The organism is Thermomicrobiales bacterium (assembly GCA_023954495.1).
Lineage (GTDB): Bacteria > Chloroflexota > Chloroflexia > Thermomicrobiales > CFX8 > JAMLIA01.
On sequence record JAMLIA010000028.1, the window covers coordinates 15,748 to 39,631 of the forward strand.

Annotated in this window: 20 protein-coding genes; 7 read left to right on the forward strand and 13 right to left on the reverse strand. The window is 64.5% G+C overall.

Annotated features, from left to right (window positions below):
- Nucleotides 1-18: 18 nt before the first annotated feature.
- Nucleotides 19-462 carry a carbon monoxide dehydrogenase subunit G gene (locus M9890_07505; protein MCO5176799.1) on the forward strand — a complete coding sequence of 148 codons (444 nt, stop codon included), beginning with the start codon at nt 19-21 and terminating at the stop codon, nt 460-462.
- A gap of 26 nt (nt 463-488) precedes the next feature.
- Here the strand turns inward: M9890_07505 and M9890_07510 are convergent, their stop codons facing one another.
- On the reverse strand, nt 489-2,075 hold the full coding sequence (locus M9890_07510) for an MFS transporter (GenBank protein MCO5176800.1): 1,587 nt from the start codon (nt 2,073-2,075) through the stop codon (nt 489-491).
- 127 nt (nt 2,076-2,202) lie between these two features.
- Between M9890_07510 and M9890_07515 the strand changes: the two genes are divergently transcribed.
- Complete coding sequence (locus M9890_07515; GenBank protein MCO5176801.1) at nt 2,203-3,249, forward strand: hypothetical protein; 1,047 nt, start codon at nt 2,203-2,205, stop codon at nt 3,247-3,249.
- A gap of 512 nt (nt 3,250-3,761) precedes the next feature.
- Here the strand turns inward: M9890_07515 and M9890_07520 are convergent.
- From M9890_07520 to M9890_07555, 8 genes are all read right to left on the reverse strand, one after another.
- Nucleotides 3,762-3,974 (reverse strand): heavy-metal-associated domain-containing protein, encoded by a 213-nt coding sequence (locus M9890_07520; GenBank protein MCO5176802.1) that lies wholly within the window; start codon nt 3,972-3,974, stop codon nt 3,762-3,764.
- 715 nt (nt 3,975-4,689) lie between these two features.
- Entirely contained in the window at nt 4,690-5,520 is an 831-nt protein-coding gene (locus tag M9890_07525; protein ID MCO5176803.1) for an ABC transporter ATP-binding protein, read from the reverse strand.
- Nucleotides 5,517-6,476, reverse strand: a complete 960-nt coding sequence (locus tag M9890_07530) for an ABC transporter ATP-binding protein (GenBank protein MCO5176804.1) — start codon at nt 6,474-6,476, stop codon at nt 5,517-5,519. Before M9890_07530 ends, M9890_07525 begins: the two co-directional genes overlap by 4 nt.
- Nucleotides 6,473-8,701: an FtsX-like permease family protein gene (locus M9890_07535; GenBank protein ID MCO5176805.1), complete on the reverse strand. Its 2,229-nt coding sequence runs from the start codon at nt 8,699-8,701 to the stop codon at nt 6,473-6,475. The genes M9890_07530 and M9890_07535 overlap by 4 nt, the downstream gene beginning before the upstream one ends.
- Complete coding sequence (locus M9890_07540; protein ID MCO5176806.1) at nt 8,608-9,321, reverse strand: hypothetical protein; 714 nt, start codon at nt 9,319-9,321, stop codon at nt 8,608-8,610. Before M9890_07540 ends, M9890_07535 begins: the two co-directional genes overlap by 94 nt.
- Before the next feature lie 3 nt (nt 9,322-9,324).
- On the reverse strand, nt 9,325-12,627 hold the full coding sequence (locus M9890_07545; protein ID MCO5176807.1) for an FtsX-like permease family protein: 3,303 nt from the start codon (nt 12,625-12,627) through the stop codon (nt 9,325-9,327).
- 152 nt (nt 12,628-12,779) lie between these two features.
- Entirely contained in the window at nt 12,780-14,039 is a 1,260-nt protein-coding gene (locus M9890_07550; GenBank protein MCO5176808.1) for an ABC transporter ATP-binding protein, read from the reverse strand.
- Entirely contained in the window at nt 14,040-14,819 is a 780-nt protein-coding gene (locus M9890_07555; protein ID MCO5176809.1) for an ABC transporter permease, read from the reverse strand.
- Between the two features lie 219 nt (nt 14,820-15,038).
- Between M9890_07555 and M9890_07560 the strand changes: the two genes are divergently transcribed.
- Nucleotides 15,039-16,139, forward strand: a complete 1,101-nt coding sequence (locus tag M9890_07560; GenBank protein ID MCO5176810.1) for a class A beta-lactamase-related serine hydrolase — start codon at nt 15,039-15,041, stop codon at nt 16,137-16,139.
- A gap of 310 nt (nt 16,140-16,449) precedes the next feature.
- Here M9890_07560 and M9890_07565 read toward each other — a convergent pair whose 3' ends face one another.
- Entirely contained in the window at nt 16,450-17,742 is a 1,293-nt protein-coding gene (locus tag M9890_07565) for an MFS transporter (GenBank protein ID MCO5176811.1), read from the reverse strand.
- An 89-nt stretch (nt 17,743-17,831) separates the two neighbouring features.
- Here M9890_07565 and M9890_07570 point away from each other — a divergent pair, with 89 nt between their 5' ends.
- Complete coding sequence (locus M9890_07570; protein MCO5176812.1) at nt 17,832-18,200, forward strand: hypothetical protein; 369 nt, start codon at nt 17,832-17,834, stop codon at nt 18,198-18,200.
- A 412-nt stretch (nt 18,201-18,612) separates the two neighbouring features.
- Here M9890_07570 and M9890_07575 read toward each other — a convergent pair whose 3' ends face one another.
- Nucleotides 18,613-19,407, reverse strand: a complete 795-nt coding sequence (locus M9890_07575; protein ID MCO5176813.1) for an RNA methyltransferase — start codon at nt 19,405-19,407, stop codon at nt 18,613-18,615.
- Complete coding sequence (locus tag M9890_07580; GenBank protein ID MCO5176814.1) at nt 19,404-20,783, reverse strand: M20/M25/M40 family metallo-hydrolase; 1,380 nt, start codon at nt 20,781-20,783, stop codon at nt 19,404-19,406. The genes M9890_07575 and M9890_07580 overlap by 4 nt, the downstream gene beginning before the upstream one ends.
- A 153-nt stretch (nt 20,784-20,936) precedes the next feature.
- Between M9890_07580 and M9890_07585 the strand changes: the two genes are divergently transcribed.
- The gene (locus tag M9890_07585; GenBank protein ID MCO5176815.1) at nt 20,937-22,022 is read left to right on the forward strand and encodes a quinone-dependent dihydroorotate dehydrogenase; all 1,086 of its coding nucleotides are present in this window, start codon (nt 20,937-20,939) and stop codon (nt 22,020-22,022) included.
- 151 nt (nt 22,023-22,173) lie between these two features.
- Here M9890_07585 and M9890_07590 read toward each other — a convergent pair whose 3' ends face one another.
- Nucleotides 22,174-22,722, reverse strand: coding sequence for a hypothetical protein (locus M9890_07590; GenBank protein ID MCO5176816.1), 549 nt, complete (start codon nt 22,720-22,722; stop codon nt 22,174-22,176).
- 240 nt (nt 22,723-22,962) lie between these two features.
- On the opposite strand from M9890_07590, the gene M9890_07595 reads away from it, so the two are divergent.
- On the forward strand, nt 22,963-23,157 hold the full coding sequence (locus tag M9890_07595; protein ID MCO5176817.1) for a peroxiredoxin family protein: 195 nt from the start codon (nt 22,963-22,965) through the stop codon (nt 23,155-23,157).
- 27 nt (nt 23,158-23,184) lie between these two features.
- On the forward strand, nt 23,185-23,799 hold the full coding sequence (locus M9890_07600; GenBank protein MCO5176818.1) for a redoxin domain-containing protein: 615 nt from the start codon (nt 23,185-23,187) through the stop codon (nt 23,797-23,799).
- Nucleotides 23,800-23,884: the final 85 nt, after the last annotated feature.

Genomic DNA, 23,884 nt, shown 5'->3' on the forward strand with positions numbered 1-23,884 from the left:
CTTGGAAAGGCGTACTGGATGGATTTTAAAGGTGATGTATCGATCGATGCCCCACGTGAAAAGGTCTATGCGTTTCTGACGGATCCGAACCAGGTGACGCAATGTGCGCCGGGTCTGCAGAGCGTCGAGATCATCGACGAAAACAACTTCAAGTGCACCGTCAAGGCCGGCGTCGGCATGATCCGCGGGACATTCAACTTCGACATTGAGTTCCAGAAGCGCGAGGAGCCGTCGCACGCCACAATCGTTGCATCAGGCAAGATGCCCGGTTCGGCAGTCTCGATGACCTCAACGATGGATCTGGCCGAGGAAGGTGCCGGTACCGTCATGCACTGGGCGTCGGACGTCAAAGTTAGCGGCACGATCGCCGGCGTCGGAGCGCGCCTGATGGGTGGCGTGGCCGACCGCATGACCAAGGACATCTTCGGCTGCATCAAGTCAAAGCTGGAAGCCGAATCCTGATCCGCTGACTGAATGCAGCAGCCGTCCTACTGCGACGCGGGACGCGCCTGTCCACCCGGGTGGACTCGTTCCGCGTCGTTTGATGCTTGCTGCGCACGACTTCCGCCCATCCCGCCCTCGGCTGACTGGAGATCCTCGACCGATCCACGCGGGAAGAAGAACACGACAATGATCGCCGCAGCGACCGCCAAGCCAAACATCGTCATGAAGACGACGTGCAGCGACGATGAGAGCGCCGTGGTCAAGAAATCCAACAGATCGGCGGACAGGCTTTTGCGCACCTCAAGGTCAAGCAGGGCATTCGCGCTCTGCAGCGAGCTGTCGAGGCTCGACAGCCGCGAAGTCAATTGCGCGGTCAGCAGCGTGCCAAGGACGGCCACGCCGATCGCGCCACCGATCGTGCGCGAAAACTGCACCAGTGCGGTTGCGACACCGCGCTGATTCCAGCCGACCGAATTCTGGACGGCAATAAGCATCGCGGTGGCGGAAAGGCCCATGCCGATGCCAACGAGCCCTGCGCCGGCTGCGGCGGGCAGGCGTCCGGTTTCCGATGAGACCATGAGCAGCGAGACACAACCGGCGACGGCCGATAATGCACCCGCGACGACCGAGATACGGTATCCGGCACGCGTGATGATCTGACCGGAGACGACCGAGGCGACTGACCAGCCGATTGAGAACGGCGCGACCGTCAGACCTGCGTCGATCGGAGAGCCGCCGAGGACGCCCTGGACATACAGCGGTACGAACGACGAGATACCGAACATAACGCCGCCGATGAGGGTGCCAGCTCCGGTGACAACAGCAACGATCGGCGACCTGAACATGCCCAGCGGCATCATCGGGCTGGGGAAGCGGCTCTCGTGGATAACGAACCAGATCAGGATCACGACGGATAGTAGCATCAACCCACCCGTCCGCAGCTCCAGCCATGACGCTCCTTCGCCAACGTCGAGCAGGCCGAAGAGGAACGCGGTGATGCCGGCCGTCAGCAGGATGGCACCGAGGTAGTCGATGCGGCTGCGCTCGACAGTGTGGTCCTCGTGGAGCGAGCGCCACATCAGCCAGACAGAGACGATGCCGAACGGTAGATTCAAGTAAAAGATCCAACGCCAGTCGACGACCTCTACAACCAGACCGCCGAGCGTCGGGCCAGCGACGGCAGACGCGCCCCAGATGGCTGAGAAGAGCCCGGCCATCTTGGCACGCTCTTCGACGGAGAAGAGATCGCCGAGAATCGTGAATGTAACCGGGACGATGCCACCGGCACCGAGACCCTGGATGGCGCGGAAGGCGACGAGCTGTTCCATGCTCTGAGCCAGACCGCACAGGGCCGAGCCGAGGACGAAGAGGGCCGCGCTGATCACGAAGAGCGGCTTACGCCCGTACATGTCGCTGAGCCGACCGTAGAGCGGAACAGTGGTCGTCGATGTCAGCAGATAGGCTGAGAAGACCCACGAGTAGAGCGACAGGCCGCCGAGCTGGCCGATAATTGTCGGCATCGCGGGGCCGACAATGCTTGAATCGAGGGCGGAGAGAAAGGTCCCAGCCATCGCCGCGACGATGACGAGGCGACGATTGGTGATCCCAGAGCTAGTCGATTGGCTGAACATAATGACTCCCAGGTCGTCTGGGCGGTCGACCCGGGCGACGTGACGCAGTTGCCGTTCATTGAAGCGCCGGGGTATTGTAGCAACGCCGTTCGAATCCGCCAGTTCCTAGCCGAACGGAGAATGAGAAATGAGTAATGCACAAGTCAATGACGGTCGTTCGATTGATCTGATTCGGAAGCTCCTGGAGCGCAACCTGGTCGACCGGGCGGTGCTGCTCGGCGAGGGGCGCTGGCCGGGGTCCGGGCCATTCATTCAGCTGGCTGCCGAATGGCAGCACCTGTCACCAGACGAGCGAGCGACGCGCTTGCGGGAGATCGGCCCAGATGGACTCGAGCGCGCCCGCGCACTGTCGGATGTCCATCCGGAGATCGGACGCGTGCTCGATACGCTGGAGGCGCAGGGGATCCTCACGCACGACGGCAGGGCGTTCGCTGTCGAGGCTGCTGATGTGGAGCAGAGATCGGACGCGCAGCCTGTCCCACCAGCAGCCGAGCTGGAGGAGCAAGCAGCTGAGCCTGTCCCCGACGATGCAAGCGCAGGGGAGGGTAGCAACGCACCCGCCGACGTAATCGCCGCACCGCTCCCGGTAGTGGTCGAACCTGCGGCTATCGACGGCCTGCCGGAAACGCTAGCGACACAAGCTGCGACGGCCGACAGGGTCAGCCTGAGGCCGGAAGTTGACGAGGAGGCGGTCGCTGCGGCTGAGGCGATCCTGGAGCGCGTTCATGAGCGCGTGCAGGCCACGATCGAACACACGGATGCGACACCGATGCCCGTGCCGGAGCCTGAGCTTGTGGCTCTGCCGCCGGAGCCGAACCAGCGTGACGAACTGCCGGAGATCGGGGTGACGAATGGTGTCGCGCGTGAGCGGGTGCTGAGCATTCGGCGAGCGACTGCGGCACAGCGTGTCGACTACACGGAGCTCGACACAGGGGAACTCAGTCGGCGGGAGCTGTTCGGTGCGCTCGAACGGACCGAGCGGGGGGTAGAGACGGTCGTTGGGGCCTTGCCGCAGGCGCTGAGTCGGGCGGGTGTTGTGGTCGTAATCGGGCATGTGCTGCCGAAGATGGTCAAGCGGCTGCAGGATGGCTACTGCGACATACCGGGGACGCGATCGACGGTGCGGGTGCATCCCGAGAGCCGGATCGTGCTGGTGAGTGGCAGCCGAACATAATCAGCAATCCGTGCGACGACGCGGGAGCGCCAAGCTCCCGCGTTTGTCACCGTCTATTCCGGATGGAGCATTGATCGGGCACTGCCCTGCGGCGTAGGAACGTCGCTATTGAATAGCCGGACTCGTACCGGCTGTCCATCCGTATCAGCAGCCAGGCAAAGCTCCTGACTCCTGTTGTATTTCATTGCCGCTATGACCGGGTGCTGGAACGATGATCCGTGGATCCGGTGATTCAGGCTCCCGGCCTGAGGCTGTCTTCGAGGAGTGGGCAGAACATCCAGATGGTGATGTCTCTGCCGGCGTAGCCGAGGCGTCGCGTCACCTTCACTCCTCCTTTCATGTGCGGTTCCACAATTCGTTTGCCGGAGTATATGATCGGTGTCACGGTTACGCAAGCGCTTATACACGCATTGGTATATGCTCAACTCGCGTAATGACACGACGTATCCAGCACGAAAGCCGACGGAAGTGTCGGCCTTCGCGTGGGCTTGTATTCGTTGAGAACGCGGGGATTATGCCGAAGCGGCGATGTCGTATCCTGCCTCCGAGAGACCGGCCACGAGGGTTGCATCGGTCACACTGTCGGCAGCGCGGACGGTGACGATCTTTGTGGGGATATCGACGGTGACGTTCTCGACGCCATCAATCTGGGATAGCTCGTTGGTGATGGCTCGGACGCAATGCTCGCAGCTTACATCCGGCACCAGGAAGGTCTTCTCGACCATTTCTCCTCCTCGATCGGTGATTCTCAATATACCCCGCTGGGGTATCTGGTGTGATTGTAGCACGGGCGGAGTGGGAGTGGTGCCACGATGGCGGGCAGACGGGTTTGTCAGGCGCTCCCACTTGAAGATTGACTGCTGGGCGCGAGGTTGTATGTTGGTGCGCCGCCCCGAAATGCAGGGGTGTATCGCAAACGCCCGTTTGACCTCCAACCCATTCCGACCGGCAGCCCCGGTGTCAAGGTGCCCTCCTGGATGGTCGTGTTTCTGGCCGGGCGTATGCGATACGCCCCTACATTTCAGGGCGACGTGGTAGTGATGCGTCGAAAACGCACGTGTTTGTAGCGGGGGTGTCGCCTCACGGCGATGGCAGCGCCAGCGCTGTCCCTGCGAGGGGATCGGGGGACGGCTCGTTTAGTTGACAGAATCATTGCGGTCGACAACCCAAGGGAACAGTGCGGGAGGTGGGGAATGAGGCGGAAAGGGCGGGCTGGTGGGGACGGGACGGTGAGCGTCGCGTTGGGGTGTGCGTTTGCGGGGGCGTTGGTGGTGATGCTGGGGTTGGTGGTGTATTTGTGGGTGCTGTGATGCCAGCAGGCGGGATCGCCTCATGGCGATGGACAGGCCGGGTCCTGTCCGAACGCACGCTTAGAGCGCGGTTCTCTCGCTCAGCACGCTTCATAGCTTGAAGATCCGCGGGTCTCGACGCGGTGAGGGGCTATGGACCGCGGCGGTCGTCGGAGGAGATGACGCCGTCGGACAGGGTGACAACGCGGTCGGCAAGGCCGATGAGGATCGGGTCGTGGGTAGCGACGAGGGCGGTGACGCCTTCGCTGCGGACCAGTGCGCGGATGAGTTGCATGATCGTGCGGCCGGTTTGCGAGTCGAGCTGGCCGGTCGGCTCGTCAGCGAGCAGGATGTCGGGGGCGTTGGCGAGGGCGCGGGCGATGGCGACGCGCTGCTGCTCACCGCCGGAGAGTTCGTGCGGGCGGTGACGCGCGCGATCGCCGAGGCCGACGAGCTCCAGCAGGACGCGGACGCGCTCGTCGCGGCGGGCGACGGGAGCCTGGGCGAGGCGGAGCGGCACTTCGACATTTTCGGCAGCTGTGAGGATCGGGATGAGGCCGAAGGCCTGGAAGATGAAACCGATCCGGTGGCGGCGCAGCTCGATCAGGCCGCTCTCGGGGAGCTCTGAAACGACCATGCCGTCGATGGTGACCTGGCCCTCGGTTGGCCGGTCGAGGCCGCCGATGATGTTCAGCAACGTCGTCTTGCCGGAGCCGGAGCGGCCCTGTAGCGCGACGAGTTCGCCGCGTCCGATGGTGAGGTCGACGCCACGCAGGGCACGGACAACCGATTCACCCATCGGGTAGTCGCGGGTGATGCCTTCGATGCGGATGACGGGCTGGAGCAGGTCGGTGGTTGAGGCGCGGCGCTCCGAGGCCGGACGCGTGCCGAACGGCTCGCGATCTTCTTCCTGGGTAACGAAAGGGGAGCTGGATCTGCTGCGCTGCGAAGGCGGTCGCCAGCGCTCGTTGGCATCACTCACGAGCCACTCTCCGGGTCTGTTCGCGGCTGATCCGGCCAGACGCCGATGTGATCGGCTTCCAGCTCAAGACGGACCCGCCGTTCGAGCTCCAATGTGTCGACATAATCACGTGGCAGTTGCAGGCGACCGGCGCGATCGAGGACTGCATATTCCTCGGCGATGATCTCATGCTCGCCCTCGTCTCCGACGGCGATGCGGCGGAGCGTCTCACTACTGGTTCGACCATCGCGGATCGCGATGGTGCGATTGACCTGGGTTGAGACGAGCGGATCGTGGGTCACAACGACGACGGTGACACCGAGCTGGGTTGCGGCTGAGCGCAGCACCTCGAAGATCTGAGTTGAGGTGGCGGTGTCGAGTTCGCCGGTCGGTTCGTCGGCCAGCAGGACGGCCGGCGCGTTAGCGAGGGCGACGGCGATCGCGACACGCTGCTGTTCACCGCCGGAGAGACGGTCGGGGCGGTGATCGGCGCGATCGGCGAGGCCGACGAGCGTGAGCAGCTCCAGTGCACGCTCGCGGCGAAGGCTGGCGGGCATGCCGTCGAGGATCATCGGCAGCTCGACGTTCTCCTGGGCATTGAGGTAGGGGAGGAGATTGCGCGCGGTCTGCTGCCAGACGAAGCCGATGACCTGGCGTCGATAGCGGGTGCGCTCCTGCTGGTCCATGTTCAGGAGGTCGTAGCCAGCGACGATGGCACGCCCGGCGGACGGGACATCGAGGCCGCCGAGGATGTTGAGCAGGGTCGACTTGCCGGAGCCAGACGCGCCAACGATGGCGATCAGCTCACCGGGCGCGACGAGCAGGTCGAGGCCCTGCAGCGCGACAACTTCGAGGTCGGCGATCTTGTAGATCTTGACCAGGTTGTCGCAAATGATCTGCGAGCCACCGCCGAATTGCGGGCGCTCCGCGTTGGCGGCGCGCTCGGCAAGCGAGCGGAAGTCGAGCGTGTCGGTCATCGATCCCCCAATCGGAGCACTTCACCGAGGCTGATCTTACGCGCAAAGCGGGTTGTCAGAAGTATTGCAACTGTCGTCACGACCAGGACAACGACGACGAGAACGGCGATGGCGGGCCAATCGATCTGGAGCTCGACCGGCAGGCCTGGGCCGATGAAGGCCAGCAGATCGAGCCCGGGCGCAACGAGCCAGGCCGCAGCCACGCCGAGGCCGACACCGGCAGCGATGCCGACGATGATGCCCGGTGCCTGCTCGACGATGGTGAGGCCGAGTGACTGCTCGCGAGAAAGGCCAAGCGTGCGGAGGTAGGCCTGATCACGAGCGCGCGCCTTGCCGCGCAGGAGCATGGCGAAGGCGACCGCGACACCGGCGTAGAGCGCTGTGACGATGAGTCCGAGCCGGAAGCCGGTCGCGACACCAGCGATGAGCGGCGCGTCGTGGACAGCGTCGTAGATCGCCGCTCGCGAGGAGAAGTTGGCACCGTTCGACTGCGAGCGAATGGTGGCGTCGAGGCCGCTTTCGATTTCGCGCGGTCCGCGGACGAACATGTCGGTCGCGCGAATCGGGCGGGAGGGGTTGGCCAGCGCAACTGACGGGAGCGGAGCGATAACGAACGGGCGATCGGCGGGCAGGCCGGAGAAGCGCTCGCGGACTTCAACGACGACGAATGTCATCTCGCGGCTGAGGACCGTCATGCCAAAGGTGTCATCGACGGAGAGACGGCCACCGGCGGCGGATGGCGAGATGATCGCCGGAATCGGGTTCGTCGGCTGGCCGATGTCATTGCCGGTTTGCTCACGCATCATCACCTCGGGCATGTGTGCGTCGGCAGGTGTACCTGCGGTGACGTCCTGCAGGCGAGCGGGTTCGACGAGCATGAGCTGAGCAACGCCGGAACCGGGCACGCGACCGGAGAAGATTGCGTTCGAAATGACGGCATTTGCAACTGCCTCGACACCGTCGGCCTTAAATGGATCGACCATGCTGTAGAGATAGCCGGTTTCGCCGGACGAGACGCGGTAATCCGCGCCGACCTGCTGCCAGGAGGCGGCGACCTGCCCGCGGGAGATCGTCGTGGTCAGGACCATGGCGAAGGATGAGACAGCCAGCGACAGGAGCAGGACGAGGACCGGCAGGCTGGTCGCGCCCGGCTGGCGACTGGTGCGGCGGAATCCGAGGACCGGCACGAGGTCACGGCGCAGGCTGCTGAGCCAGCCGAAGAGGCGGACCGGCAGGGGATAGAGGCGGACGATCAGCAGGCCGACGGCGAGGCCAAGCAGAACGGGAACGGCGGCGAGCCAGGGGTCCATCGTCGATATCTCGTTCGTCGAGGAGCTTCCGGCGATGCCACGGCGGCGCACCAGATAGACGCCGACGAGGGCGAGGGCGACGACGAGAATCTCGATGACCAGGCGACGGACGCCAACGCGGTCGATGGCGACTTCGCCTTGCTCAAGGTCGCCTAGCGGGCGGCGTGCGAAACCGGCGTGGGCGAAGATCAGGAGCAGCGTCATTGCCGCCGCGACGCCGATGGCGGCTGCGAACGACAAAATGCTGCTTCGGCCACTAATGAGCATGGTTGTGATGAACCAGGCGACGACTGCACCGGGCAGGCTGAGCAGCAGACCTTCGATCAGTTGTGAGCCGAGGATCTGGCGCGCAGAGCCGCCGCGTCCGCGGATCAGCAGCAGCGCATCGCGGCGACGATCGGCGGTGATGCCGGCGACGAGAGCGAGGACTGCGCCTCCGACGCCGATCAGGCCGACGGTCATGAGCGAGAGGATGGCGCGGGTCAGGTTCCGCTGGCTGCTGTAGTCGCGCAGGATGCGGGACAGGCCCGAGGTGACGGCGATCTTGGTGGGATCGGTGAAGACCGCACCGTACTGGGCGTCAAGCTTGCGCATGTCGGCGGTGAGCGCGCTGAAGTTGCCGGCGTCGAACTTCGAAGAATCGACGAAGTAGCGCCAGTAGTACTGGAAGGGCAGCTCAACGCCTGAGCCGCCACCGAGTGTGGAGTAAGCGTCCGGGGCGAAGAGCGCGGTGGCGAAGATCTGGACGACCATGCCATCGTCGAACTCAAGCGCCCGATTCAGGCGGGTGTCGCTGATCCAGTACTCCTCGTCAACGTCGTTCACCTCGAACAGGCCAGAGATGCGAATCGCAATCGGGTGAATCTGGTTATAGGGAATGCGGCGGACAATCGGATCATCGGCGGACGGCCGCAAGAAGCAACCCAGTCGCCAACAGCAACCTGAATCTGGCGCGCCGTCTCAGTCGAGATTGCGACCTCAAAGACTGCGGCTTCCTGCGGCGGATCAGCACCGGCGACCGGGACGGACTCGTCGACGACCTGCGGCATCGCGCCTTCGACAAGGGTCAGGTGCTGTTCGACATCCTGCTGGTAACGCAGGGTGACAAAGCGTGGGAACGGGAATGGGTGATCGGGGTCGTTCTCGACAGTGTAGCGGGTCGTATCAATGATGAACGACGGGTCGCTGGTCACCTCCTGAATCGAGGAGGCCAGGGAAGAGCGGAACTCGCGACCGGCGTCGTCGACCGGGCCGAGGACGTTATCAGGGCTGCCGGCCGGGATGCTGGCGACCTGTCGGGCGATGAGGTTGCGTGAGATGGAAGAGGCGTTGTCGATAGCGTAGCGCATACCGTCGTCGGCCATGCGGTTGAACAGACGCGGGATAGCGGCGAAGACGATCGTCGTGATGATGACGGCGGCGATGATGACGATGACGAGCTCGCGCTCACCACGGAGGCGGCGCAGGAGCGCGGACACGACGCCGATGAATGGCGCTGAGGAAGACGGTCGGGCGGGGGACTTTGCATCAGCCACGCGCTACTCCTCCCCCAGACGCAGCAGGCCACCGAGACCGACGCGCCGCAACAGAATGCCCGAAACCAGCACAACCAGGACGAGCAGGCCGATGATGGCTAGCTCCAGCAACAGGATGGTCGCCCACGGGATCGTCACGATCACCGCAGGGATTACTGCTCCTGCCGATTGGGTCAAGGTGACGAACGGCAGGACGAGCCAGGCGAGACCGAGGCCGAGCAGCGTGCCGCCAACGACGCTCATCGCGACGAGCAGGCCGTTCTCCAGCGAGAGCCAGCCGCTGAGCTGACGCGGGGAGAGGCCGAGCGCGCGGAGCAGGGCGAATTCAGTCAGACGCTCGTGGGCCGAGACGGCGGAGCTGACGATGAAGCCAACGGAGGCAAAGAGAGCGGCGGCAACGAAGCCGACCGAGAGTGCGCCGATGATGCCGAGCGCGACCGGGTCGGTCTGGAGCGCCTGCACGCGAGCGTCGCCGGACTGGAGCTTCCAGGTGGAGAACGGCGCGGCATCGAGGGTTGTTTCGACTCTGTCGGACGAGCCGGGCCGGACCGCGATCCACCACTCCTCGACCGGCTGGAGCAGGCCACTGTTCAGGTAGCTCAACGTTTGCAGGGTCGGCAGGTCAACGACGATCGATGGACGGTTCGATGCGGTCGTTGGAAACGCTTCGATCGCGCCGACGATGTTCACATCACGCCGCGTGCCACCGAGGTCCATCTGGACCGTGTCGCCGACAGCGGACTCGGTGCCTTGCAGGAAGGAGGTGGAGGCGACGATCGGGACTGTCGCGGGGACTTCTATCGTTCCGGGGCGGAGTGAGTAGACCATCGGGAGCAGGATGTCGCGGGTGACTGAGCCGGTCGAAATGTGAGCCGAAGGGACGCCATCGGCGGCAATGAGATCGATGGTGGCAGCGTCGGCAAGGCCACTCACGCTGCTCAACGATGCAACCCATCCTGCACCCAGATCGACAGGCGTCCAGTCATCGCCATCGAGCGTTGGGCTGACGGCGAGTGTTGGGATCGCGAACTGGCCGGTGCGGGCAATGGCACGAGGCACGATCGAGCGGATATCGATACTGACGATCGAGAGCGGGGACGTCGGAGCAGCGACGCTGTCCTGCGACATGGCGGACGCCAGCGGAATCTCCAGCACTGTCTGGCTTGCGAGTCGGGCAGTATCGACGCGATAGAGGACGCCGGTGCCGTCGCGCACGATGAGTGACAGGCTGAATGGCGGCGGTTCAGGCTGCACGTCGACGCCCTCAACTGGATCGAGCGTGATGCTGGCGGTCATGCGCAGACGCTGCACATCGCCGGGGAGCTCGAGGGCCGGGAGGCTGGGTCGACCGTCCAGGAGCGACTGCATCAGATCGGGGAAGGCAGTCTCGGACAGGTCGGATCGGAAGTGCACGACGGACGGCGCAGTTGAAGCTTCGAGCGCGATGATCTGGCCGGTGCCGGCTGACCGCGAGACGCTGGTGACATCGCGAATGGTTGGCATTGAGTTCTGGACACCGTCGATCTGGGCGTAGCCGTTGGCGAGGTTCCACTGCGGGAGGGCGGTGCCAGTGCGCAGATCGGGGGTAACACGGAAGTCGCTGCCGACCTGGAAGGCGGCTTGGTCGATTTGCGAGCGCCGCCAGGTGGCGGTGTAGGAGACGGCGAAGAGGCCGATCGAGAGCGCCAGGATCAGCAGCAGGGCGGCTCGGGCGTAGCGGGCAGGACGACGGGACACTTGCCAGACGCCGAGTGAGGCGATCAGGCCACGCGTCCGGACGACTGCGCGGTCGATGGCGCGCGCGCCGAGCGGGATGATGCGCAGTGCGGCGACAGCGCCGGCGAGCATGCCGATCGCCGGGGCGGCGACGAGGAACGGGTCCAGCCCGAGGCGGCCCTGGACGGTCTCGGTGATCGGCGCGCCGTAGCGACGCAGCTGCCAGTAGCCGAGGACGCCGATGGCGAGCAGGGCGAGGTCGATGCCGCCGCGCTGGGCGAAACCACGAGCGCCTTCGCGGCCAGCGCCGGAGCGGGCTTCGATGAAGGTGCGGGCGGTGAGGCCGGCCGGCAGCACGAGAGCGATGACGCAGGCGACGGCGGCGACCGCCGAGAGCAGGTAAGCGAGCGGCGATATCTGCGGCTGGAGGCGCAGCTCGATCGCTGTCAGCGGTCCGACAACATTCAGCAGACGCAACGTGGCGGCGGCGATGAGCGGCCCGGCGATCGCTGCGGGAATGGCCAGTAGCAGGCCCTCCATCAGGGCCATCGCGGCGATCTGACCGTTGCTTGCGCCACGAGAGCGCAGCAGCGCAGTCTCGACGCGGCGTTGCTCTACCAGCAAACCGGCGGTGAGGACGAGTGCGTAGCCGGCCAGGATGGCGAGCTGCAGGGTCAGGATCATGACACCGGTGCGGGTAACGAGCAGTGAGCGCTCGGCACGGCGCAGGATATTGACCAGGTCGGTATCGACGGCGACGCGGTTGCGTACGCCGAGGTCGGCCTCCAGTCGTGCGCCGAGATTGTTCACGTTCGAGCGGAGCTGGGCGATTTCGTTGACCTGCAGCTGCTCGACAACCGGATAGATACGCCAGAGGACTTGCGAGGACGAGGGCGTTACGGCGGACGAAAAGAAGGTCGCGGGCGTGACGATGAACGGGCCGTAGGTGGTGAAGGACTGACCGTCCTTGACACCGACGAGCACCTGCTCGTCGTCCCACCAGAACGGGTCGGAGGCGTCGTTGATGTGGAAGATGCCGACGAGACGGATGGTGGTGTGGACGTCGACATCGCGGCGATTCGCGAGGGTGAGCTCGTCGCCAATCGAGAGGCCGAGCAGCTCGGCAGAGGCGTCGGAGATGGCAGTTTCGACGATGCCGGAAGCAGTCTCCGGCCAGCGACCGTCAGCGATGGTGGCGTGTTGCTCGATGCCATCGTAGAAGCTGAAGATGGCGAGGTCGCGGACGTTCTCCTGATCGGGCAGAGCGTAGGAATCTGAGACACCGACGCGGACGATTGGGCCGCCGGTTGCGGCGAACGCGTCGCCGGCGATCCTGACGACAGCGTCATCGAAGCGGCGGACGTCGTCGGGGACGATGCGGGCGCTGATCTGGACGTTCGACTCGGCGACGGGCGCGTCATTCAGCGTACGATGCAGGCCGCTGAGGCCGACTGCCGACGCGTAGATCGGGCCGGAGGAAAGCAGGGTCGTCGCGAGGGTCACGATCAACAGCGCAGCGGCGAGGATCAACCAGTCGGCCCGGCCACGTTGGATGATGACTCGCCAGGCGGCGGCGAAGATAGCGACCATGATCCTCCCCGACAGTCGACAGACGTTGTCGACCGGCGCACCACACGCTCGGCTTCAAGGCCGAGCGAGCATCAGACAGCTCGTTTACCGATGCTGGACGATGCTAACAGAAGTTACGGGGAGCGCCAGTGGTTTGGACGCAACAGAGGGGGCTATTTGCCGATGCGCTTCGCCGTCGGACCACCGGCTTCGACAGATTCAGGTGCTTGCCAGGACCACTCATGGTTCAGGCGGAGCAGGCCACGGGATTGGTCGCTGGACGGTGCGACGGTGATCTGCGACTCGCTGCGATCGACGACATCGCGGTCGTCGCCACCGAGGTTGGTGAGCGTCGCGATCAGGCGGACTGTCGTGGCCGCCAGCGGAAAGGCGTTGATGCAGAGGCGGGCGACGCGCGTGTCCGGCTGATCGCCGGCGCGCTGGATCGCCTGCGGGGCCAGCGGTAGCTCGGCCGGCAACTCGCCGCCAGCGCTGAAGAGATGGGTGCCGGATTCGTCAACCATGTCGATTTGCAGGCTGAGACCGGCGGTACCGGAACCATTCGGGGCGCGAAGAAGGATCTCCAGACGGAGGTCGTCGCCGGAGATGACCTCGTCGGTCGGCACGCCGAGCGGATCGACAGGGCGAACGCGGAGCAGGCTGACGCGCGGCTCGGTCTCGTGGAGCAGGCGCTGGTAGTGATCGACGATGTCCTCGGCCAAGCCGACGTCGATGAGCTGACCACCCGAGAGCAGCGCGGCGCGATCGCAGAACGAGCGAACGGCGTTTGCGTCGTGCGAGACAAACAGGATGGTCGTACCGCGGGACTTCAGCTCGTCGAGCGCGCGATAGCACTTCTGTTGGAATGTCTGGTCGCCAACGGCGAGGACCTCGTCGATGACGAGGATTTCGGGATCCATATGGACGGCGATGCCGAAGCCGAGGCGGGCGTACATGCCGGACGAGTAGTGCTTGACTGGTGTGTCGATAAAGCGCTCGAGCTCGGCGAACTGAACGATCTGATCGAAGCGGCGCGCCATCTCCTTGCGGCTGAAGCCGTAGAGACTGCCGTTGAGGAAGACGTTGTCGCGTCCGCTCAGCTCGGGGTGGAAGCCAGCACCGAGCTCCAGCATGGCGTAGGTGCGGCCATTGACCCTGACAGCACCGCTGGACGGCTCAAGGATGCGGGTCACCAGCTTGAGCATGGTGCTCTTGCCGGCACCATTGCGACCGACCAGACCGAACGTCTCGCCGCGCCGGACGGTGAATGAGACATCACGGAGGGCCCAGAATTCCTCGGCTGCGCCGCGCGGACGGATCAGACCGACAAACCAGTCCTGGAACGAGGCGCGGCGCTCGTGGTGCAGCACGAAGCGGCGCGACACATCGCGAAACTCGATGGCGGGTTCGGCGGCGCGGGCAATCAGCGCCATCTAGAGTCGCTCCCCGAGTTGGTGGCTGACGCGATTGAAAAGGAAGTAGCCAACGACGACCATGGCCAAAGATGTGGCGAACGTGCGGGCCATGAAGAACGGGTCGGGCACGCCGCCGTAGTACAGGATCGTGTGCAGCTCGGCAATGATCGAGGCCATCGGGTTGAGCCGGTACATCAGGGAGACATAATCAGGAGCAACGTCCTCGACACGATAGAAGATCGGGGTCATGAAGAACCAGGCAGTCAGGCCGACTTCCACCAACACGGTCGTGTCGCGGAAGTAGATGTGGATGGCGGACAGGATCAGGACTGCGCCGACGAGAAAGGTCATCTGGACGAAGACGATCACCGGCAGGTAGAGCAACCAGGGCGTGAAGTCCATGCGCGCGACCAGCATGGCGGCGAAGATCACCGGCAGGGCGAGGACGTAGTTGGCCATGTTGGAGGCGACGACCGAGATCGGCAGCAGAATGCGGGGGAAGTAGACCTTGTTGATCAGCGAAGCGTTGTCAACGAGGGATGTCGTGCCCATGCCAATACTGGTCGAGGTCCAGTTCCAGGAGAGCAGGCCGATCAGGACGAAGACGGAGAAGTTGGGAATGGTCTCGCCGAGCAGTTGCGTGAAGACGAAGGTGAACACCAGCATCATCAGCAACGGATTGAGCAGCGACCAGAAAAACCCCAGGATCGAAGATTTGTAGCGGACCTTCAGATCCTTGGCTACAAGATTCCCGATCAGGCTACGATAGCGAAAGATCTCGGCAGTCTGCGATACCACGTTCCGACTTCCAATCGGCGGTGGCCCGTGCCGCCGCGACATTGCAGTATGGCCCAGACGAACGGTGCGCGCCAACCTGTCGCGAAACGATGTGTTGGCGTAGGGGCAGTGCGTGATATGCTCCGGCGTCATCCGGCGACGACGCTCGCTACCTCAGCTTGCAGTTAGCCCGCCCGGCCAGATTCGGCACGTACTCCGACGACCCCAACTGGAGTTTTCATGAAGAGCGCTCGCTCGCGTACGCGCACCTTCGCCGGTCTTCTCATTGTCATCCTTATCATCTCGTTGCTCGCGGCGTGCGGCGGATCCGATTCGCAGGATTCGACTGCGCCCGGCAGTGTGACGACGAGTGCACCAACTGCTGTCGCTACACTGCCATTGTCTGTAGCGACCACTGACCCTGAGCCGACGGCTACCGAAGAGACCGCCGATGAGCCAGAAGAATCCGAAGACACCGAGGAGCCAGCCGCGCCGCCGCTCGATCCGTCGGCGTTGCAGGGTGAGATCGATGCGCTGATCGCCGATGTTGATGGTCTGACGGCGATTGAGATCGAAGACCCGGACGGGACAACGCTCGCCACATCGAACGCCTATGAGCAGTTGGAAGCGGCATCGCTCTACAAGCTCGCGATCATGGTCGAGACGTATCGGCAGCGACAGATGGGCATGCTGACGTTCGACGATGCTGTGGTGCTGGAGCCGTATCACTTCTCGCAGGGTGAGGACGTCTACACCGAGGACGAGATTGGCTACACGGTTGATGTCGGATCGCTGCTTGAATCGATGATCACGCTGTCGAGCAATGTCGCTGCAACTGCGCTCCTGGAATACGTCGGGACAGACAATATCAATGAGACGCTGGCGTCGCTCGGGCTGACAAGCACGGAGATTCGCTGGTATCCGGGGCCGGGTGGCTCGATCGAGAATGACTCAGGCCGCGCCTTGCTGGGCGTTTCGGATGGGCGGATGCTCGCCGACTTGCGCGCCGATCAGGCGTTTAACGTCACCTCGGCTGCGGACGTGGCGGCGCTGATGCGGATGCTGCTGGCCGGTGAGGTCGTCGACGCGGAGTCGAGCCAGGAGATGATCGACCTGCTGGCGCGGCAGCAGATCAACGACCGGCTGCCGGCCTACCTGCCGGAGGGCACCGAGGTCGCGCATAAGACGGGCAACCTTGACGGGCTGATGCACGACGCCGGAATCATCTTCGCTCCGGCCGGACCGGTGATCGTCGTTGTCATGACGGAAGACGTCGACGAGTGGGTCTCGACGGACCTGATCGCGCAGATCGGGCTGCTGGCCTACCAGACGCATGAGTAGGTGTCGATAGCCGACCGATCTGTTTGTCGCCGGCCGGTGTGCGCGAGAGGGGCCTCTTCTACGTTAGACCGGTGCGGACGGGTGGGAGATCTCTCACTGCGGTTCGAGATGACAGATTACGGGGATGGCTGTCGGATCGGACTCCTCGTCATTGCTGGCATTGACAACCCGTTGGCTTGGCAACCTGCTTTTTCTCTTGTCATCTCGAACCGCAGTGAGAGATCTCCCACCTGCTCGACGCAGTCCGACTCAGAAGAGGCTTCTCATTGGCGCTCAAAGCGACAGGCGCGGGCGACACATTCACGGGGCACTAGCGCAGGCTGCGCATTTCGGGGCGCAGGAGAATGGTCCAGAGGCCGGCGAGGACGAGCATGATGCCGGCAACGGCGAAAGCGCCGGAGGTGCTGGTGAGCTCGGCGATGGTGCCGAGGATCAGGAAACCGATTGGCATCAGGCCGTTCACCATCGACTGCGCCGCGACCGCGCGGCCACGAAAGCGATCCTCGGCGAACGTCTGAACGAGCGTGTCGCTCTGGATGATGTAGGCCATCTGGAACAGTCCGGTGACGAAGAGTCCGACGGCGATGACCGGGAAGGAGTCGCCGATCGCGACGAGCAGCAAGCCAACTCCAGTACCCAGCATCCCAACATAGATCGTCGCGCCACGCAGGCCGCGTCCGGTCAGGAGGCCGGCTGCAATCGTGCCCAGCATCGCGCCGGCCCCGGTGACGGAGTAGAGCGTGCCGAGCGTCCCAGCGTTGCCGTTTAGCGTATCGCTGGCAACAGCCGGCAGCAGCGCGACGTGGGACATGCCGAAGAGGTAGGGGAAGATGTCGTTCGCCAGTGCGGCGCGAAGCATCCGGTTCGAGCGGATGTAGGCAACGGCGTCGCGCAGATCACCGACAACCGACGGTCGCGCGGCCTCTTCGAGCGGGCCACCCGCGGAGGTGATAGCAGCGGCGGCGAGCAGCGGAACGAGCATGACCAGAAAGGCCGCCGGGACGTACAGTCCCAAACCGAGCAGCAGCACGGCAGCGACGCCGGAGACATCTACCAACAAGCCGGCGATTGGTGGCACGGCCACGCGCGAGACATTGCCGAGCATGGCGTTGATCGCGATGGCGCTTTGTAACTTGCCCATCGGCACGAGGCTCGGCAAGAGCGACGAGCTGGCGGGATAACTGAACGACGCGGCGATGCCCATGACGACGACGGTCGCGGCGATCGCCGGGACGGTGAGCCAGTCGAGCAGGGCTAGTAGACCCAGGAAGCCGAGCCCAAGCCCCTGCACCAGATTCTGCAGCGCCAGGATCCGGCGACGGTCGAAGCGATCGACGAAGACGCCGACGACCGGCGCGAGCAACAGGCCGGGCACCATCTGCATGAACGAGACGAGGCCGAGGAGGAAGTTGCTGCCGGTGAGGTCATAGACGATGTAGCCGATGATCGTCGTCTGCAGCGAGCGACCGGCCATGGCGAGCGACTGCGCCCAGAAGAGGCGGCGAAACGATGGATAGTGCCAGGCGGCCAGGGCACGCGAGCCAACCAGTCGCCCGCGTGGCGGCTGGCTTGAGTGCTCGATATCAGGTTCGGTATCCAGCACCGTGCGCTGCCTCCTCGTGACGACGACCGCTGAACAATAGCATTAGTCGTAGGCTTGGGGCAGGAATGGAGTATTGGACGGGATGAGCGATGCGACTGACTGTCGATCGTGAGGCAAACACACTTGTCGTAACGCCGGACAGCGACCAGCAATCGACGCGGACCGTGATCGCAGACGGGACGCTGGATGTCGGCGAAGGCGGCGTGCTACTGGGCGTTGAGGTGCAGGTGTCGGAGGCTCTGGGAGATCTCGCTGGGCAGTTCGGCGGCTGGGACGACGCGGTGGATACCGACGACACTTCGGCGTATCTGACGTTGATGCCGGGGGATGATAGCCACGCGCGCTCGACGCCAATCGCCGTCAAGATCGGGCTGGCCGCGTCCGGGCAGGTGACGAGTCTTTCAGTGCCTCGTCGTGGTGAGGGGTACGAGATCACCTATCCGAGCGGGAATCGTTGATGGACGGTTGCCCGGCCCGGTGGGTCGGATGGGTGGGTTTGTGAGCTGTAAGGAAGAGCGGTAGTTGGATGGGTGGTGCGTGCTGCTTTGACGGTGGTTGGATGAATGCAATATGCCCAGGCATCACGCTGGACACGTGTTTCTCACCGGCCCGAGGCACAGGATATTTGGGCCCGTGCGTATCGCTCATGCAGGGGCGTATTGCATACGCTCGTGCAAAAGCCAACCCAACTGAACGTCGAGCAGCGGCATCGTAATGGTCCGACTTGGGCGGGTTGCAAACCCGACCGAATTGCACGTGCCGAGATGGTCGTGGGGTTAACCGGGCGTATGCGATACGCCCCTACATTTGGTTAAGTTGCCGCCCAATGGTCGTGGTGGATGAGCAGGTGAATATGGCGGCGACACGTTGCTATTGGCGGCTTTGGCGGACGGCTTCGTAGAGAAGCACCCCAGCGGCGACGGAGACGTTGAGCGATGTAGCGGTGCCGAGCATCGGGATGCGAACGGTGACATCGCAGCGGGAGACGGTTTCCGGGCTGAGGCCGCGGGCTTCGTTGCCGACGATGATTGCGACGGGCGCATGCAGGTTGGTGTCCCAGAGCTCGCCGGGGGCGTGGGCCGAGGTGGCGACGGTGCGGCAGCGTCCTGCCGTCCAGGCGAAGAGCTCGTCGTGGGATGCGGCGGCGTGGATCGGCAGGTGGAACGACGTGCCCAGGCTGGCGCGCATGGCGGATGGATGGGCCGGGTCGGTGCCGCCGAGGACGATCAGCGCCTTGCCGCCGGCTGAATCGGTGGCGCGGACGAGTGTGCCGAGGTTGCCGGGGTCGTGGATGTCGTCGGCGATGAGATAGATACCGTCCGCGTCGATTGCCAGATCACTGAGCGGCGCAGGGGTCCAACGCACGATCGCGACGAGTCCGATCGGGTTGTCGCGCGACGATATGCGCTCCATGTCACGGCTGGTCAGCTCGACGAGCCTTGCGCCGCGCTCGACGGCATCGTTGACGGCGGTCCAGGCAACGTCGCTGTGGAGACGCGCCGGATCGACCAGCAGCGCCTCCACGTCTTGACCCGTCTCGACCGCCGACGCAACCTGGCGAATGCCCTCGACGATGCAGCAGCCATCGGCCTCGCGGGTGCGTCGGTCGCGAAGATCGCGCACTCGCCGAAGCCAGGCTCGCGACGAGCGCGCCGATTCGCTCATTCCGACTTCGCTCCGGTTGCGGCCATGCCGAGGAAGACGCGGGCGGTCTGGCGAATGCCGTTGATGAAGTCGTCGATGCGGACGTTCTCGTTCGGCGCGTGGGCAGCCGAATCGGGGTAGCCGATACCGACGTTGGCAACCGGCACGCCGAGATGGCGGACGAACGAATCCATCGGGCCGGACCCGCCGCTGGTCGGGTGAACAACTGCCGGGCGGTCGTAGACATCCCAGGCGGTCTCGGCGACCAGCTTGACGAACGGATCGTCAGGATCGACACGAGCCGCGTCGTAGCCGCCGTGCTGGATGACCTCGATGTCGTCGAAGCCTTCGGCGATGAGGTGAGCCTTGAGCTTCTCCAGCAGGTCGGCCGCACTCTGGTTCGGCACCAGCCGGAAATCGACCTTGGCCATCGCCTCGGCTGGCAGGACGGTCTTGGAGCCCGGCCCCTGGTAGCCACTGGACAGCCCGGAGATGGTGCAGGTCGGCTCGAACAGCGAGCGGCGCTTCAGCTCCAGTCCTTCGGCATCGAGCAGGAAACCGGAGAGGCCGTAGGTCGACTGCAATCGGTCCGATTCGTCCGGTAGCGCGGCGAGAAGCTCCATGTCGCGAGCGCTGGCATCGCGCACATCGTCGTACCAGCCGGGGATGCGGATGCGCTCGTCCTGGCCCTTCAGCGTGGCAAGTGCCCAGGTCAGCCGCCAGGCGGCGTTCTGGAACATCGAGCCGCCCAGACCGGAGTGGGCGTCGCGGTTGGCTGTCTTCGCGCGCAGCTCGACGTAGAGATCGCCACGCATGCCGGCGAAGATCTGCGCCTGGCCGTCGTAGTCGACGCCGCCGAACTCCCAGAGGCAGCCGTCGGCCTTGAACAGGTCGGCATTGTCCTTGATGAAGGCGTCGAGACTGCCGGAACCGATCTCCTCCTCGCCTTCGATCAGGAACTTGATATTACAAGGCAGGCTGCCGGTGACGGCACGGACAGCGTCGATCGCTGCCAGCCGGCAGATGATATGGCCCTTGTCATCGCCGACGCCGCGACCCCAGACGTGGCCATCGCGCACCTGGGCATCGAACGGCTCGGAGTCCCAGAGCTCGAGCGGCTCGGCCGGCTGGACATCGTAATGGTTGTAGCAGAGGACGGTCTTGTCGACATCGCCGGACGCCTCGCCGTAAACGACTGGGAAGCGGACGGTCGGCATGATGTTGGCGCTAACTCCGTACTTTTCCAGCAGAGTGCGGGTCAGCTCAGCCGTTTCGTCGATGGCGCGGGACTGGGCGGCGACGCTCGGCAGTTGGCACAGTGCTGCGAGATCAGCCAGGTAGACGTCGAGATTTTCTTCAATGTGACGGTCGATTTTTGTCGAGAGGTCGTCGGACACAGTTTCTCCCTTTCGCTTCGGTACACTGGCGCGGATAGTAGCACGGACCTCACCCCCCTTCCCTCTCTCCTGTGAAGAGAGGGGGTGGCATTAGCCGGGTGAGTAGGGGTGCCTTCCCAATGAACCTTCTCTGAGAATGGGGGGTGGTGGCGAATGTATGGGTGGTTGTACCGGAATGCGCTGGCGCGGGGGGATGCGGAGCGGGCGCATCATCTGGCGATCGGGGCGCTGGGGGCGGCTGAGGGCATGCCGGGGGGGATCGCGTCGCTGCGGGCGCTAGCACCGGATCCTGATGAGCGGCTGCGGGTACGACTGTGGGATCTGCCGTTCGCGAATCCGCTGGGGATCGCGGCCGGATTGGATAAGGACGCGCGGGCGGTGCCGGCGCTGCATGCGCTGGGGTTCGGGCACGTCGAGGTGGGTACGGTGACGTTGCGGCCGCAACCGGGCAATCACAAGCCGCGCATCTGGCGCGCGATCGAGCAGAGCGCGCTGGTGAACGCGATGGGGTTTCCGAGCGACGGCGCTGCGGCGGTACGAGCGCGATTGATCGGGCAACGACCGGCGGGGATCGTGGGGGTCAACATCGGGAAGAACCGCGACACGGAGCTGGAGCGCGCGGTCGAGGATTACGCGGCGCTGGTGTCGGCGCTGTTCGATGTTGCCAACTACATCACAGTCAATGTGTCGTCGCCGAACACGCCGGGACTGCGTTCGCTGCAGACGGCAGGCGAGTTGCGAAAAATTCTCGATGCTGTGAATGCGGCCAACGCAGAGGCGGCAAGGCTGGCAGGTCTGCGACCGCGCCCAGTGCTGGTGAAGATTGCGCCGGATCTGGAGGATGACGAGCTCGCGGCGATCGCCGAGGCGGCGCTCGAAGGCGGGGCGAGCGGGATTATCGCGACGAACACGACGACGAGCCGGACGGGGCTGCCGGAGCGATTCGGCGAGATGCCGGGCGGAACGAGCGGCAAGCCGCTGCGGGAGCGCGCGAACGCAGTCTGTCGACTGCTGTATCAGCGGGTTGGCGGACGGCTGCCGATCGTCGGGGTCGGGGGGATCAGCTGCGGTGCAGACGCGGTGGAGCGTGTACGCTCGGGCGCGTCGCTGATTCAGGTGTATACGGGGTTCACGTACGCGGGACCGAGGTTTGCGGAGTCGCTGCTCGGGGCGCTTTCGGCCGATGCGGATGCGCGGGGGTGGCGGAGTGTTGGGGATGTGGTGGGGGCGGATGTGTAGGACCTCACCCTCCCCGGCTCTCCCTCTCCTCTGAGGCGAGGGAGGGTGTCATGAATCCGAAATCATAGCAGCCGTGACATAACGTCCAGCTCGCACACATCGTGGCGCAGGGCACCCCTCCACCCACAGGAGAGGGGAAGGGGGTGAGGTCCTACTCGATCTCGACGCCGAAGGTTTCACCGATCTTGTTGCCGGTGGTAGCGTCGAAGATCCAGTAGGCGACGGTGCCGGGGACGGGGGTGCCTTCCAGCTTGACGCCAGGTGGCAGGCTCGGAATCCATTCGCCGGTTACGGTGACGAGGGCGAGCAGCTCCGTGTCTGGTCGATAGACGGAATGGCCAACTTTGCGGGCCACGTCGCAGGCCGGCATGAATTCCACACTCTTGAGAGCGATAGGTGTCTCACTCTGCATGGCGTCGATGTAGGCCTGCACGTCTGCTTCCGTGAATGCTGGGTTGCCGGGAGAAGGCGTCAGTGACGGCTGGATCCCCGGCGAGCCTTGCATTTGGCTACTGCCGTGTTCGACGTAGCCGCAGTATTCGTCGCTTGAGACGGGCGAACCTGACGCGGGCGTAGACACCGGAATGGTCGCAGTCGGCAGTTCCGGGGCGTTAGCGACAGAGTCGGCATCTGCGGTGCCGCAGGCCGCAGTGAGTGCGCCGAGCGCGATGACGACCAGGGCGATGGCGAATGTGCGCATGGAGCGATCCTGTCCGGGAGCGGAGGCGAGCGGCACGGCAGCGGATGCAGCAATTGTCTCACAAGGGGGAGTGGCTCATGATGCGAGCCACGACACCTTGCCAACGTTGGTCGGGAGCCATCGCCCAAGGGGCACCCGGGCAGCGGCCGGGGGTGAGGGCCGCGCCAACTTGTCTCGACAGGCGATTTAGCGCAGGATATCCGGGCGTGCGGTGATAGGGCCGGGCGCGGGGATCAGAGGTTGAGAGAGGCGGAGTCGATGGAGAAGATCGCTCCACATCTGCCCGGGCCGGAGGAGCTGCCAGGGCGGACGCCGCTGCTGGGGCAGCCGGCGCCGGAGTTTCAGATGAAGGACGAGGAGGGGAACTTCGTCACCCTCCGCAGGCTGGTGAGACAGCGGCCGATTCTGCTGCACCTCTACCGGGGTGCCTGGTGACCCACTTGACGACTGTACCTGTCGCAGTTGCGACAGCACTACTGGGAACTGCGCGGCCTGGGCATCGACCTGATCGCGGCCGCAAACGATACTCCTGAGACAAATCGCGACCTGCGCGAGCGCTATGATCTGCCGTTCACCGTCCTGAGCGACGAGAACGGAGACGTGGCTGAGACGTATGGCGTGCTACACGAGAACGAGCCGCGCGATCGACGGATCGCCCGTGTCTCGATGTTCCTGATTGAACCTGCTTCTGAGGGAGCGAAGATCGCCTGGGAGTACGCCGGGCCGACCTCGCGACATCGCGTTGCGCCGTCGCGGTTGAGCCAGGAGGTGCAGACCTACCTGGGCTTCGCGCACCAGACGGTCAGCCTGATCGTACCGTCGGCGTGGCGGGTCGAGCAGGTGATTGCCGGATTCCAGGACCCACCACTTGGGCTCTATCGCACGCCGGAGGAGATCAACGAGCCGGGCGTGATGGTGTATCGCGACTACATGCGTGAGCTGGCGATGCAGGCGCACGGCGAGGTGTTCCGGCTGCAGAGCTCGGGCTGGACGCTGGCGGCGGTCTCGCCTGAGATGGAGGGCGAGATCAATGTTGGGCAGCGCTATGTGTTCACACGAGATGTGGATGCGGGGTAGCTGTCCGCTTTACGAGAACGATGAACGTCCCTCCCGTGCTTGATGGGGTCGAGTCGGGGGAGATCGTTCATCGCTTCTGGGCTGA